This is a genomic window from Bacillus sp. FSL K6-0268, from assembly GCF_038005425.1.
GTDB classification, from domain to species: domain Bacteria; phylum Bacillota; class Bacilli; order Bacillales; family Bacillaceae_G; genus Bacillus_A; species Bacillus_A thuringiensis_S.
The window spans coordinates 5,473,780-5,488,580 of the sequence record NZ_JBBOTF010000001.1 but is presented as its reverse complement, the minus strand read 5'-3'; the positions used below and the strand labels follow the sequence as shown (position 1 = coordinate 5,488,580).

The following is a 14,801-nucleotide window of genomic DNA, read 5'->3' as shown; positions in this document are numbered from 1 at the left end:
CCTCTTCTGGCATGGCTGAAATTCTGATAAACAAGCTATTTATTAGAATTTGAAAAGGTGTGATCCACGCAGTGAGATTATAAGAGCCTAACGACGAACCATTAACCTGAGGTAACCAATCCACGAATAACAGAGTGGTTAACTGTCGATAGATCTTATTTCTGAAGCTTTTGTATGCCATCAAGAAAAATATTATGGGTGAAAAACTATTGACAAAGGTCACTTCATAACAGGTGAATACAAATGACAAACCACGTTAATAAAGGAGCTCAAAAAAGTTCAGTAAACCAATTTGGACACGACCCTAATTCAGCACACGAAAAGAGCGCTAAAATGGAACGCTTCCATAAAGCGCACCAAGAAAAAGCAAAAAAAGAGTAAACGAACTTATACACAAAAATAGACGCACAGTTTATGTACTGTGCGTCTCCTCTTCGAGCATCAAATCCATACTCGATATTCCAATTAAATCATTTTTATCATACGTATCTTCTTGCAACAACCGCATCGCCTGTGTACGAATTGATTTTTCAACAATATTCCGTACATACCGCCCATTACTAAACGATGTAATTTGCGACGAATACTTCACCGCATGTAAATGATCCCTAAATTTCCATTCAGCTTCTTTTGATAACTGATATTCACGATCTTCATACATTCTCTTTCCAATTTCCAATAGCTGATTTACCGAGTAATCCGCAAATTCAATAATAAATGGAAAACGAGACTGCAGCCCTGGATTTAATGAAAGAAAGTGATTCATCTCTCTTGAATATCCAGCTAAAATCAATACAAAACCATGTTGTTTATCTTCCATATGTTTTACAAGCGTATCAATTGCTTCTTTTCCAAAGTCCTTCTCTCCTCCTCGAGCTAAAGAATAAGCCTCATCAATAAACAAAATACCTCCCATTGCTTTTTTTATTAAGTCTCTTGTTTTTTGAGCTGTATGGCCGATATACTCTCCTACAAGATCAGCACGTTCAGCTTCAACCAAGTGGCCTTTCGATAGAATATTCATCTCAAACAGCAATTTCCCTATCATTCTAGCAACAGTTGTCTTCCCTGTACCCGGATTCCCTTTAAACAACATATGAAGTACTTGCTTCTCAGACTTCAATCCCTTCTCTTGTCTTTTTTTATTCACATAAATCCAAGCATATATTTCTTTTATTATCTTTTTTATATCATCCATCCCAACAAGCTTCCCCATCTCTTCTTCAATTCTCTGCAGCATTTCATGTTTAATTGTAGTTTCATTTGAAATTACCGTTTTATTTTCTGTGGCTGGCAAAGAAATTTTCTTTCGATGGTTTAACACAATATTAATTTGATTGTTGTTTTTCTTTCGCATCGATTGTTCCATACAATCACCTCATTTTATCCCGCTATTTGCGGGCAGTAAGACTCCCACCTCGACATTCAGCAAACGCTTGGTATTTAAGCGGGAGATAACCGCCCGTAAATGCCCGATTGGTTCAACTAATAATCGCAGAGGATGAACAAAATCCCCACTGATTATAATTTCACTTTATCCACTCACCAAATATTATTATTCCTGTCCCCCTTGTAAATGCCTATTTTCAGAAAAGTTTGCTATAATATAAGAAATAATTAAGGTGGTGGGACTATGGAGACAACGGAATTCCATGATACAATACAAGCCTTTTCTATTTTTTTATTGAATAAAGGCCGAAAACCCTCAACTATTAAACGTTATGTTTATGACGTTGAAGACTTCGGACATTGGTTAGAAAAAAACAAAAAGCTCCCTTCCAGTAATATATGGGCTACACTTTGTACAAAAGACTACGAAGATTACTTTTCCGATTTAAAAACGAATCGACATTACTCAGAAAAAACGATGCATCGTGTATTTACTGTATTAAATAGAATGCATCACTTTCTAAACATTCCCAATCCATTGAAGAATATGGAAATATCTATTCAACCAGACCGTACACTTCGTAACGAAGATTTCATTTCACCTGATGAAGAAAAAAGATTAAAGTATATAGTCACTTCATTAGAAGGACTTTCAGAAAAACAACTTCCTGTGCGCCCTTTATTAATGGATCGCAATATTGCTATTTTAAATCTATTGATCGACTACGGTTTATCCTTACAGGAACTTACAGCATTAACAATGCATCACGTTCACTTTGAAACTAACACATTGTCAATCCCAGCAACCGCAGGTGTAGAAAGAACAATTACATTAGCAAAAGAAGACAAAAAACAACTATATAATTATTACAAAAGTATCCCAGAACCAGTTCGTCCTAAGTATCATAGTGATGATTCATTGTTTGTCGCATTTGATTTTAACCGCGGAACATACAGGTGGGTATATGAAAATGATGCACCAAAGGCATTAACGGAAATTGCTATACAAAAAATGATTCGCCTCGAAGTGGCTAGAGCCAATTTACGTAAAGGAATTTCAGGACAACATTTTCGTAACACCTATATTTTAAACTTAATAAAAAAAGAAACTCCTGAATCAGAAATTATAAAACTCGCTGGATTCAAATCAAAAATTTCATTAAAGCGATATTATCAATACGCAGAAAATAGAAAAAACGCCTTATTGTAAGGCGTTTTTTCTATTTTTTCTTTAAACAAACGATTTTACTATGACCATTTAACTAATTTCTGCATCTACTATGATGAGTTTCGTTCACATTTTCATGAGAAAGGAGAGATTTAATGTCTCGTTATAACGACAGTCAAAACAAATTCTCCAAACCATGCTTTCCAAGTAGCGCCGGACGAATCCCAAATACTCCATCAATCCCAATTACTAAAGCTCAACTTAGAACATTTCGTGCGATTATTATTGATTTAACAAAAATAATCCCAAAACTTTTCGCAAATCCATCTCCCCAAAACATTGAAGATCTAATCGATACATTGAACCTACTAAGTAAATTTATTTGTTCACTAGACGCTACTTCCTCCCTGAAAGCACAAGGGTTAGCTATTATTAAAAACTTAATAACTATATTAAGAAATCCAACCTTTGTAGCAAGCGCTGTATTTATTGAGCTTCAAAATCTCATTAACTATTTACTATACATTACAAAATTATTCCGAATTGACCCTTGCACACTTCAAGAGCTTCTTAAATTAATAGCAGCATTACAAACTGCTCTAGTTAATTCTGCTTCGTTCATTCAAGGACCTACCGGACCTACTGGGCCTACTGGACCAGCAGGCGCTACTGGTGCCACTGGACCTCAAGGTGTTCAAGGTAACACGGGTGCCACTGGACCTCAAGGCGTTCAAGGTAACACGGGTGCCACTGGACCTCAAGGCGTTCAAGGTAACACGGGTGCCACTGGACCTCAAGGTGTTCAAGGTAACACAGGTGCTACGGGTGCCACTGGACCTCAAGGTCTTCAAGGTAACACGGGTGCTACGGGTGCTACTGGACCTCAAGGCGTTCAAGGTAACACGGGTGCCACTGGACCTCAAGGCGTTCAAGGTAACACGGGTGCCACTGGACCTCAAGGTGTTCAAGGTAACACAGGTGCTACGGGTGCCACTGGACCTCAAGGTCTTCAAGGTAACACGGGTGCTACGGGTGCTACTGGACCTCAAGGCGTTCAAGGTAACACGGGTGCTACCGGCGCTACGGGTGCTACTGGACCTCAAGGTGTTCAAGGTAACACAGGTGCTACGGGTGCTACTGGACCTCAAGGTCTTCAAGGTAACACGGGTGCTACCGGCGCTACTGGTGCTACTGGACCTCAAGGTGTTCAAGGTAACACAGGTGCTACGGGTGCCACTGGACCTCAAGGTGTTCAAGGACCTGCTGGTGCTACTGGCGCTACTGGACCTCAAGGCGTTCAAGGTAACACAGGTGCTACTGGCGCTACTGGACCTCAAGGTGTTCAAGGTAACACAGGTGCTACGGGTGCCACTGGACCTCAAGGTGTTCAAGGACCTGCTGGTGCTACTGGCGCTACTGGACCTCAAGGTGTTCAAGGACCTGCTGGTGCTACCGGCGCTACTGGTGCTACGGGTGCTACTGGACCTCAAGGTGTTCAAGGTAACACAGGTGCTACGGGTGCCACTGGACCTCAAGGCATTCAAGGTAACACGGGTGCTACCGGCGCCACTGGACCTCAAGGTGTTCAAGGTAACACAGGTGCTACTGGTGCTACTGGACCTCAAGGTGTTCAAGGTAACACAGGTGCTACTGGCGCTACTGGACCTCAAGGTGTTCAAGGTAACACAGGTGCTACGGGTGCCACTGGACCTCAAGGTGTTCAAGGACCTGCTGGTGCTACTGGCGCTACTGGACCTCAAGGTGTTCAAGGACCTGCTGGTGCTACGGGTGCTACTGGACCTCAAGGTGTTCAAGGTAACACGGGTGCCACTGGACCTCAAGGCGTTCAAGGTAACACGGGTGCTACTGGACCTCAAGGCGTTCAAGGTAACACGGGTGCTACCGGCGCTACTGGTGCTACTGGACCTCAAGGTGTTCAAGGTAACACGGGTGCTACCGGCGCTACTGGTGCTACGGGTGCTACTGGACCTCAAGGTGTTCAAGGTAACACAGGTGCTACGGGTGCCACTGGACCTCAAGGTGTTCAAGGACCTGCTGGTGCTACTGGCGCTACTGGACCTCAAGGTGTTCAAGGACCTGCTGGTGCTACCGGCGCTACTGGTGCTACCGGCGCTACTGGTGCTACGGGTGCTACTGGACCTCAAGGTGTTCAAGGTAACACAGGTGCTACGGGTGCCACTGGACCTCAAGGCATTCAAGGACCAACGGGTGCTACCGGCGCTACTGGTATAGGAGTTACTGGACCTACTGGACCTTCTGGTGGGCCTACCGGACCTACTGGGCCAACTGGACCTAGCTTCCCTGTAGCAACAATTGTTGTAACAAACAATATTCAGCAAACAGTACTGCAATTTAATAACTTTATTTTTAGTACTGCAATTAACGTAAACAATATTATCTTCAACGGCACAGATACAGTTACTGTTATCAACGGTGGTATTTATGTAATTAGCGTATCCATTTCTACAACTGCGCCAGGATGCGCTCCACTCGGAGTAGGAATTTCAATTAATGGAGCAGTCGCAACTGATAATTTCTCTTCAAATTTAATAGGCGACTCACTTTCATTTACTACAATCGAAACATTAGTAGCTGGTGCAAGAATTTCTGTCCAATCTACTCTTAATGAGATTACGATTCCTGCGACAGGAAATACTAACATCCGCCTTACTGTATTTAGAATCGCTTAAATTTCACTATATATTGTTTATGACAAATAAAAAAAGAGCGAGAAACTGAAGTGACCCCTAAAAGTTAGACACGGTTATTTGATTAGGCAGCTTGATAAAAGTGAGTCCGGTATTGTACCGGGCTCATTTTTAATTTTGCCTTAATCCGTTTCGTATTATAATAATCTATATATTTTTCTAATTCTATTTTAAAGTGCTCTACATTTTCAAATTCTTTTATGTAGAGGAACTCCGATTTCATAATCCCAAAGAAATTTTCTATTACTGCGTTGTCGTAACAGTTGCCTTTTCGAGACATACTCTGGACGATAGCTCTTGATTCTAGTGTACGGACGTATTGTCTCATTTGATAATGCCATCCTTGATCCGAATGCATCAGTAGCTGGTGCGTTTCAGGTAAACGTTCCAATGCTTTCTCTAACATGTCTGAAACAAGCGAATACGTCGGTCTAGAACCAATTGTATAGGTAATAATTTCACCATTATACAAATCTAATACAGGTGATACATACAGTTTTTCTCCAAACAATTTAAACTCTGTGATGTCTGTTACCCACTTTTGATTCGGTGCATCTGTATGAAAATTACGCTCTAAAATATTAGGTGCAATTCTACCGACTTTTCCTTTATAGGATTTATATTTCTTCATACGCACAACACACTTTAACCCAAGCTCTTTCATAATGCGCTGAACCTTCTTGTGGTTCACTTTCTGGCCACGATTCGTTAATTCATCACGAATGCGACGGTAACCATAACGACCTTCATTTTCCTCATAAATCGCTTTAATCTCAGCTTTCAAATCGGCATCTACATCTGGACGATTCATTTTCTTTACTAAATCATAATACGTGCTTCGAGGAATAGTAGCTAGCTCCACGAGTGCCTTCACCGAATATTTATGCCTTAATTCATAGATTACTTGCGCTTTGTCTTGTTTTGTGATTTTTCCTTGTTTTGAACTAAGGCATTTAACTTTTTTAAGTACTCATTTTCCATCTCAAGCTGTTTAATGCGTGCTTCAAGTGCTTCGACTGACCCTTCAGCTAAATGTTGTTTTAATTGTTTATTTGAATCTTTTTTCATGGATGGACGCCCCTTTTTCTTAGATTGAAGGGCATCAATTCCTTGTGTTTCGAGCTGTTTTTTCCAAACAGAAATCGTTGAAGGGGCAGGAATATTAAAGATAGCTGCCGTCTCAAATAAGGACATACCGTTTTCAATCATAAAGTTTAGTACGTCTAGTTTAAATTGTTGTGTGTAATTTGTACATCGTTTTAGAAAAGCTTCCAGACCATTCTGTTTATATTGGTTTACCCAATTCAAAATGATTGTGTCACTTATACCGAGCGATCTACCCATTTCTCGATAACTTTCATTTCCGTTCAAATAACGTAGAACGATTTGTATTTTTTCATCAGCTGTAAATTTAGCCATAGAAAAACTGCACCTCCAATTGTTAGACTGTGTCTAACAATTGGGGTGCAGTTCAAACTCGCTCTTTTTTTGTTATGTACAATAATTCATTACTATTCTAATTCAATTGAAACATTTTTTTGTGGTACAAATGTAGAAATTGCATGTTTATAAATAAGCTGTTGCTTACCTTCTGTTTCCAGTAGGACTGTAAAATTATCAAATCCTTTAATTAGTCCACGAAGCTGGAAACCATTTAATAAGTACAGCGTAACAAACGTATTTTCTTTACGGAGTTGATTTAAAAACTGATCTTGAATATTGATTGATTGCTTCATGTCGAATCCTCCTCTTTTTCTCTACTTACTATTATTCGACTTTACTTGTAACTTTCCTTCTATGTATCGTAAAATTTCTGACGTTTTTTCACCGTCTGTAACATCAAACCACGTGACATCCATTTTATTACGGAACCACGTTAATTGACGCTTTGCATAACGACGCGAATTCGTCTTTAATTGTGATACCGCATCTTCTAAAGAGGCTCGATTCTCAAAATAATCATAGATTTCTTTATATCCAATCGCTTGAATAGATTGACAATCTCGTATCCCTCTATTATACAGCCCTTCTACTTCCTCTAATAGGCCTTGTTCCATCATCAAATCCACTCGTAAGTTAATGCGATCGTATAGCATTTCTCGATCCATTGTCAAGCCAATTAATGAAACATCATAGAGTAACTCTTTTTCTTGTTTCTCAATTTGGTCACTCATTTTTTCACCCGTCGTGTGGAAAATTTCTAACGCCCGAATGACACGTCGTACATTATTTGCATGAATACGCTCTGCACTTTCTGGATCTACTTCTTGCAATTTTTTATGTACATATTCCACACCGCGTTCTAAAGCTAACTTTTCCATTTGCTCTCGGTATATCACATCACCAGCATCATCTGTAAACTGATAATCGAATAAAACAGATTGTATATAAAGACCGGTCCCACCAACTATAATTGGTAATTTACCACGTTCTGTAATTTCTCGAATATGTTTGCGAACACGTTCTTGAAATTCCGCGACAGAAAATGAATCTTCCGGATTTTTTATATCGACCATATAATGTGGAATTCCGTCCATCTCTGCTTGTGTTACCTTTGCAGTTCCAATATCCATCGTTCGATAGATTTGCATGGAATCACCACTAATAATTTCACCGTTCAACGCTTTGGCAAGATCGATACTTAACTTCGTCTTTCCAACAGCTGTTGGTCCAATGATGACAGCAACTTTTTCACGTTGCACTTCTCCCATAGCATTCAACTCTCTTTATGTAATATACTCCATCTATTGATTATACCCAATCTTACCAATTTTAACGGCATGATTGCAAGTTCTTTCATTTCGGTACATGAAATTACATATAAAAAAGAACATAGTTTGTCCAATTCTGCATATACATGATAAAAATAGTTTCGAGAGGATGAGTTAACTATGAAACAATCCACCATCAATTTTTCATCTTTGACAAAAGACCTCATTTTAGCTACTTCTACAAAAGAACAAAATTGTTCACAAGAGGAATTATACTTCGCCCTAAATTGTTTACTACGGGCTTTTCATTCTACTCTCCATGAAACAACATCACATCCAGAAAATAAAAATACAGAATATATACAAACACAATTTTGCAGTGCATATAAAATTATTACAGGTAAAACTATTTATCCCTTTCAATAATCCATAAAAAGCGGTTGCTTACATAATTTCAAGCAACCGCTTTTTATATTAATATCGATAACCTATTGTATAACTTTCACTTTTACAGATTTGCGCCCCCAGCTATTAGCACTACCATCTGAACCGACTAATACATCAATACGATTTCCTTTAATCGCACCACCAGTGTCTCCAGCAATCGCTTCTCCATATCCTTCTACCCATACTTTTGAGCCAAGCGGAATTACTTTCGGATCAACAGCAATTACTTTCATATTTGGATTTGCTGTCAAATCATGCCCCATTGCAGTTAATACACGACCACCATACGAACCATTCTCACTCGGATCTGCTGTATATGCCGTCGCTTCTACTGTAATTTCACGACCACCAGTAGGCGCACTTTTTTCAGTAGATTTCGCAACTGGTTTTGCAGCCGGCTTTTCTTTTACCACAGGTTTACTTGATTCTACATTCTTAATAGAATCGTTACTCTTAACAGACTCTTTATTCTTAACTGCTGTATTATTTTTAACCGGCGCTTCTTCTTGAGCTACAACTTCTTTCTTTTCAATTACAGGTGCCGTTCCTGTTAAAAATGGCACGTGAACATATCCGACTTTTCCATTGTAGTCGAATTGTAACCATTCATTTTGAACTTGATTCGTCGTTTCAATCACATCATCTTTATTAAGTTTACCTAAAATTTCAGAATCAGTATTCGCTCCAGCACGAACATTTAATACGCCCGCCGTTACATAATATGTGCTCCTTGTAAACTCAGCACTTACAAACGCTTCCTTACCGTTCAACTTAATTTTTGTCCATCCATTTTCTGTATTTATAACATCTAGTGTATTCCCACTTAACACTTTACCTACAAGCTTTGACTCTACATTTGGGTTTTCTCTAACATTTAATACGTCTGTTGTTACAATTGTTTCCGCTTTAGCAGAACCTGCAAAAATCCCAAGACCAAAAACTGCTGCTGTTGCTATACTTAATAATTTTTTCATGAATAGCCTCCATTTGCTTTGTTTTCGTATTTTCATTATAGCAACAGATTTTTAGAATTTTTAGAAATCACACAATTACAAAGCATTCGTAATATACGATTAATGAGCTGTAACATAAATTTCCATATTAATAAAATGTATTTTTAATACAATCTCCAATGGTTTTCATATATTTTTTACATACGAGCACAAGAACTTTTTCCAGAAAAAATTACAGTGTTACTTTTTTGTTACAAAAAAACCAAAATTCATTACATCTTTTACCAAAAAGCATCAATATTCCATTGTTAACCTATTTTTTTGTAATAAAAAGAAAGCAGCTACTATGAACTGCACCCCAATTGTTAGACACAGTCTAACAATTGGAGGTGCAGTTTTTCTATGGCTAAATTTACAGCTGATGAAAAAATACAAATCGTTCTACGTTATTTGAACGGAAATGAAAGTTATCGAGAAATGGGTAGATCGCTCGGTATAAGTGACACAATCATTTTGAATTGGGTAAACCAATATAAACAGAATGGTCTGGAAGCTTTTCTAAAACGATGTACAAATTACACACAACAATTTAAACTAGACGTACTAAACTTTATGATTGAAAACGGTATGTCCTTATTTGAGACGGCAGCTATCTTTAATATTCCTGCCCCTTCAACGATTTCTGTTTGGAAAAAACAGCTCGAAACACAAGGAATTGATGCCCTTCAATCTAAGAAAAAGGGGCGTCCATCCATGAAAAAAGATTCAAATAAACAATTAAAACAACATTTAGCTGAAGGGTCAGTCGAAGCACTTGAAGCACGCATTAAACAGCTTGAGATGGAAAATGAGTACTTAAAAAAGTTAAATGCCTTAGTTCAAAACAAGGAAAAATCACAAAACAAGACAAAGCGCAAGTAATCTATGAATTAAGGCATAAATATTCGGTGAAGGCACTCGTGGAGCTAGCTACTATTCCTCGAAGCACGTATTATGATTTAGTAAAGAAAATGAATCGTCCAGATGTAGATGCCGATTTGAAAGCTGAGATTAAAGCGATTTATGAGGAAAATGAAGGTCGTTATGGTTACCGTCGCATTCGTGATGAATTAACGAATCGTGGCCAGAAAGTGAACCACAAGAAGGTTCAGCGCATTATGAAAGAGCTTGGGTTAAAGTGTGTTGTGCGTATGAAGAAATATAAATCCTATAAAGGAAAAGTCGGTAGAATTGCACCTAATATTTTAGAGCGTAATTTTCATACAGATGCACCGAATCAAAAGTGGGTAACAGACATCACAGAGTTTAAATTGTTTGGAGAAAAACTGTATGTATCACCTGTATTAGATTTGTATAATGGTGAAATTATTACCTATACAATTGGTTCTAGACCGACGTATTCGCTTGTTTCAGACATGTTAGAGAAAGCATTGGAACGTTTACCTGAAACGCACCAGCTACTGATGCATTCGGATCAAGGATGGCATTATCAAATGAGACAATACGTCCGTACACTAGAATCAAGAGCTATCGTCCAGAGTATGTCTCGAAAAGGCAACTGTTACGACAACGCAGTAATAGAAAATTTCTTTGGGATTATGAAATCGGAGTTCCTCTACATAAAAGAATTTGAAAATGTAGAGCACTTTAAAATAGAATTAGAAAAATATATAGATTATTATAATACGAAACGGATTAAGGCAAAATTAAAAATGAGCCCGGTACAATACCGGACTCACTTTTATCAAGCTGCCTAATCAAATAACCGTGTCTAACTTTTAGGGGTCACTTCACTAAAAGCTGCTCTCTTTTCATTTGTTATTGAACTTTCTTTTTCCAAACACCTAGCATAATAGCCGAGACAATCGTTCCAATTAATATAGAGAAAATATATAGTAACGGTTTATTTACTAATGCTATTACAAATAATCCACCATGCGGTGCCGGTAATGTAATTTGGAATAACATAGATAACGCACCTGCAATACTTGAACCAACAACACAACTTACGATTACTCGAACCGGATCTGCAGCTGCCAACGGAATCGCACCTTCTGTAATGAACGATGCTCCCATAATATAATTTGTTAAACCAGATTTACGTTCCGCTTCTGTAAACTTTGATTTAAAGAATGTAGTTGCGAATGCAATCGCAAGTGGCGGTACCATACCACCAGCCATAACTGCTGAGTGCACTCCAAAATTCTGTGCTTCTATTGCAGCAATACCAAACGTAAATGCCGCTTTATTAATTGGACCACCCATATCAATTGCCATCATACCACCTAAAATAAGACCTAGTAATATAGCATTCGTACCATTTAAACCATTTAACCACCCTGTCAACATTTCATTTAATGCTACTACAGGCGGAATTACTACTTTTTGCATTACAACTCCTGTAATCAATAATCCAAAGACTGGATATAACAAAACAGGTTTAATTCCTTCTAATTGTACTGGTAGTCCTGAAAATAATCTTTTTAACCCTAAAACAACATATCCAGCTAAGAAACCAGCAATTAATCCACCTAAAAATCCAGCATTCGCATTCGCCGCTAAAAATCCACCTACAACACCAGGCATAAAACCAGGACGATCAGCAATAGAGCTTGCAATAAATCCAGCTAAAATTGGTACAAGGAATAAAAACGCACCTGTTTTTCCTCCACCAATTGACATGAACAATTCAGCTAAAGGACCTTCCGCCTTTATACCACCAAACGAAAATGCTAGCGCTATTAAAATCCCGCCACCAACAACGAATGGAAGCATATTACTTACACCGCTCATTAAATGCTTATAAATTCCTAATCCTTTTTCTCTCTCAATACTTTCTGTTTTCCCATCCTCTTTTACACCTTTAAAGATTGGTGCATCTTGTTTGACAGCTCGTTTAAGCAGATTTTCCGTTTTTCTAATCCCATCAGCAACTGGCACTTGAATGACATGTTTACCAGCAAAACGATTCATTTCTACTTGTTTATCTGCCGCAACAATAATAGCTGTTGCACGTTCAATATCCTCTTTCGTTAAACCGTTTTTAATACCTGTTGATCCGTTCGTTTCAACTTTAATCGCTATTCCTAACTCTGCCGCTTTTGCTTTTAAGCTATCCGCCGCCATATATGTGTGAGCGATTCCAGTTGGGCAAGCTGTAACAGCAAGTACGTACGGTTCATTTCCTTCTGGTTTTGCAACTTCAATCTCTTCTTCTTTTTCATTCTCTTTTTCTTTTTCATTCTCTTTTTCATCAAATAGTTGAAGAAGCTCACTTTCATCCTTCGCTTCTAATAGTTGCTTGCGAAACCCTTCATCCATTAATAATGTCGATAAACGAGACAACGTTTCTAAATGAGTATTATTCGCTCCTTCACTTGCAGCAATCATAAAGAATAAGTGTGCCGGTTGTCCATCAAGCGACTCATAATTGATACCGCTTACACTTCTACCAAAACAAATCGATGGTTGTTTAACAGCCTTTGTCTTCGCATGAGGTATTGCAATACCTTCCCCTATTCCAGTCGTACTTTGGGACTCCCGCTTTAAAATAGCTTCTTTAAATTCCGTTTTACTATTTAAACGATTTGCCCCGTTTAATTTCTCAACTAATTCATCTATGACAGCTTCTTTATTTGAAGCTGTCATATCCATAATGACTGTATCCCTTTTTAATAGTTCTGTAATTTTCATATGTTGCTTCCCCCTATCGCTTAGCTACAATTACTTGCGACAATAATTCTTCTACTTTTTCCTTCTTACATAAATCAGCTGAAAATGCTGTTGCACTCCCTGTTGCAACGCCGTATTGAAATGCCATTTCAATATCTTTTGTCTGTTCATATTTGCCTACAAACCCTGCAACAAGAGAATCTCCGGCCCCAACTGAATTAATTACAACACCTTTTGGAACAGTCGCTTCATATATACCTTCTGCCGTAAATAATAAAGCTCCCTCTCCAGCCATCGATACGATAACGTGTTTTACACCTTGTTCAATTAATTTTCTTCCATAAGGTAAAATGTCTTCTACTGTTGAAAGCTCCACTCCAAACAACTCACCAAGTTCATGGTGGTTTGGCTTAATTAAAAACGGCTTATTTTTAATTACATGTTGCAGTGCACTTCCACTTGCATCTACTACTACACGAATACCTTTTTCAGCTCCAAACGCAGCAATTGATTCGTAAAAGGTACTTGGAATAGAGACTGGTACACTCCCAGCGAGTACAACACAATCTCCAGGTTGCATACTCTCAATTTTTTTCATTAACTGTTCGAACTGCTCTTTTGTTACAATAGGACCTTGGCCATTTAATTCTGTTTCTTCTTTCCCTTTTATTTTCACATTAATGCGAGTATCTTCATCTACTTGGACGAAGTTTGTTGTTACACCTTCCGTCTGTAATACCTCTTTAATAAATTGACCAGTAAATCCACCAGTAAATCCAAGTGCTATATTTTTAACACCTAAACGCTGAAGAACACGAGAAACATTAATTCCTTTTCCTCCAGGAAACTTCATATCTTTCTCCGCTCGATTTATTGTTCCTAAATCAAAAGAAGGAACTTGCACTACATAATCAATAGATGGGTTTAAAGTAACTGTATAGATCATTGTTTATCAGCCTCAATTACATTGGTTTGTTTTTTATATTTTTCTAAATCAATTTCTAAATGGTTTGTAATAATATTTGCATCTTCAACATTTGCAATTTTCGCAAACGCAACTTCTGAAAACTTACTTTCATCAATTAAGAAATATCCTTCGTTTGCTAATGTTAATGCCATTTGTTTTAGGAGCGCTTCTTCTGGATCTGGCGTTGTAAAGCCAAGCTGTTCATGTACACCATTTGCACCTAAAAAACATTTATCAAAGCGATACTTCTGCATACTTTCCTGTGCCATAGCACCGATTAAAGCTTTCGTCCTACTCTTCATCATTCCGCCTAGTAAATACGCACGAATATTATTTTCAACTAAAGCTTCAATATGCATAAGTCCATTCGTAACGACAGTAACATCTTTATTGATTAAAAATGGAATCATTTCAAATGTTGTACTCCCTGCATCTAAATAAATACAATCACCTTGTTCAACAACGCTAGCCGCATAATTAGCAATTTGTTGTTTTATTTGAATGTTTTTGGATGATTTTTCAACCATCGTTGGTTCTTGCCCTTTTCCTGTTAAAACAGCGGCACCACCATGAACTCTTTTTAATAACCTTTGCTTTTCCAATTGTGCTAAATCACGGCGAATTGTCGACTCAGAGCTTTCTGTTCTTTCAACTAATTGCTGTAATTTTACAACTTTCTGTTCTTTTACAAGTTGCAATATCATTTGATGACGTTCAGGAGTTAACATTTTATTCACCTCTTCTTTGATTACAGTATAATGAAAA

General features: G+C 38.0%; 13 protein-coding genes. 5 read left to right on the top strand and 8 right to left on the bottom strand.

What is annotated here, in order from left to right; genetic code table 11:
• Positions 1 to 243: 243 nt before the first annotated feature.
• Complete coding sequence (locus MHI28_RS28655; RefSeq protein WP_000181505.1) at positions 244 to 381, top strand: hypothetical protein; 138 nt, start codon at positions 244 to 246, stop codon at positions 379 to 381.
• Positions 382 to 412: 31 nt separating this feature from the next.
• Here MHI28_RS28655 and spoVK read toward each other — a convergent pair whose 3' ends face one another.
• Complete coding sequence (spoVK, locus tag MHI28_RS28650) at positions 413 to 1,369, bottom strand: stage V sporulation protein K (RefSeq protein WP_000438196.1); 957 nt, start codon at positions 1,367 to 1,369, stop codon at positions 413 to 415.
• A 264-nt stretch (positions 1,370 to 1,633) separates the two neighbouring features.
• Between spoVK and MHI28_RS28645 the strand changes: the two genes are divergently transcribed.
• Both MHI28_RS28645 and MHI28_RS28640 read left to right on the top strand, forming a co-directional pair.
• Positions 1,634 to 2,599: a tyrosine-type recombinase/integrase gene (locus tag MHI28_RS28645; protein WP_000450330.1), complete on the top strand. Its 966-nt coding sequence runs from the start codon at positions 1,634 to 1,636 to the stop codon at positions 2,597 to 2,599.
• 113 nt (positions 2,600 to 2,712) lie between these two features.
• On the top strand, positions 2,713 to 5,268 hold the full coding sequence (locus MHI28_RS28640) for a Gly-Xaa-Xaa repeat protein (protein WP_340828392.1): 2,556 nt from the start codon (positions 2,713 to 2,715) through the stop codon (positions 5,266 to 5,268).
• Positions 5,269 to 5,350: 82 nt separating this feature from the next.
• On the opposite strand, the gene MHI28_RS28635 is transcribed toward MHI28_RS28640, so the two are convergent.
• The 3 genes from MHI28_RS28635 to miaA form a co-directional block, all read right to left on the bottom strand.
• A protein-coding gene (locus tag MHI28_RS28635) for an IS3 family transposase (protein ID WP_208730123.1) occupies positions 5,351 to 6,705 on the bottom strand; the annotation gives its coding sequence in 2 pieces (ribosomal slippage) (positions 5,351 to 6,252 and positions 6,252 to 6,705; 1,356 coding nt in all).
• Between the two features lie 92 nt (positions 6,706 to 6,797).
• A complete protein-coding gene (hfq, locus tag MHI28_RS28630) occupies positions 6,798 to 7,022 on the bottom strand; it encodes an RNA chaperone Hfq (RefSeq protein ID WP_000813896.1) in 225 nt (74 codons plus the stop codon).
• A gap of 21 nt (positions 7,023 to 7,043) precedes the next feature.
• Positions 7,044 to 7,997, bottom strand: coding sequence for a tRNA (adenosine(37)-N6)-dimethylallyltransferase MiaA (gene miaA, locus MHI28_RS28625; protein WP_000504954.1), 954 nt, complete (start codon positions 7,995 to 7,997; stop codon positions 7,044 to 7,046).
• Positions 7,998 to 8,177: 180 nt separating this feature from the next.
• On the opposite strand from miaA, the gene MHI28_RS28620 reads away from it, so the two are divergent.
• A complete protein-coding gene (locus tag MHI28_RS28620; RefSeq protein WP_000814431.1) occupies positions 8,178 to 8,423 on the top strand; it encodes a hypothetical protein in 246 nt (81 codons plus the stop codon).
• A 62-nt stretch (positions 8,424 to 8,485) separates the two neighbouring features.
• On the opposite strand, the gene entD is transcribed toward MHI28_RS28620, so the two are convergent.
• On the bottom strand, positions 8,486 to 9,418 hold the full coding sequence (gene entD, locus MHI28_RS28615) for a cell wall-binding protein EntD (RefSeq protein WP_000735455.1): 933 nt from the start codon (positions 9,416 to 9,418) through the stop codon (positions 8,486 to 8,488).
• A 381-nt stretch (positions 9,419 to 9,799) separates the two neighbouring features.
• On the opposite strand from entD, the gene MHI28_RS28610 reads away from it, so the two are divergent.
• Positions 9,800 to 11,154 (top strand): IS3 family transposase gene (locus MHI28_RS28610; protein ID WP_208730123.1). Its coding sequence is split into 2 segments (ribosomal slippage): positions 9,800 to 10,253 and positions 10,253 to 11,154, totalling 1,356 coding nucleotides; the frame shifts between segments, so codons are not numbered across the junction.
• A gap of 61 nt (positions 11,155 to 11,215) precedes the next feature.
• Here MHI28_RS28610 and MHI28_RS28605 read toward each other — a convergent pair.
• The 3 genes from MHI28_RS28605 to MHI28_RS28595 are packed head-to-tail and all read right to left on the bottom strand — an operon-like array spanning position 11,216 to position 14,764.
• The gene (locus MHI28_RS28605) at positions 11,216 to 13,090 is read right to left on the bottom strand and encodes a PTS fructose transporter subunit IIABC (protein WP_340828389.1); all 1,875 of its coding nucleotides are present in this window, start codon (positions 13,088 to 13,090) and stop codon (positions 11,216 to 11,218) included.
• Positions 13,091 to 13,103: 13 nt separating this feature from the next.
• On the bottom strand, positions 13,104 to 14,015 hold the full coding sequence (pfkB, locus tag MHI28_RS28600) for a 1-phosphofructokinase (RefSeq protein WP_000640857.1): 912 nt from the start codon (positions 14,013 to 14,015) through the stop codon (positions 13,104 to 13,106).
• A complete protein-coding gene (locus MHI28_RS28595; RefSeq protein WP_000957288.1) occupies positions 14,012 to 14,764 on the bottom strand; it encodes a DeoR/GlpR family DNA-binding transcription regulator in 753 nt (250 codons plus the stop codon). The genes pfkB and MHI28_RS28595 overlap by 4 nt, the downstream gene beginning before the upstream one ends.
• Between the last annotated feature and the right edge of the window lie 37 nt (positions 14,765 to 14,801).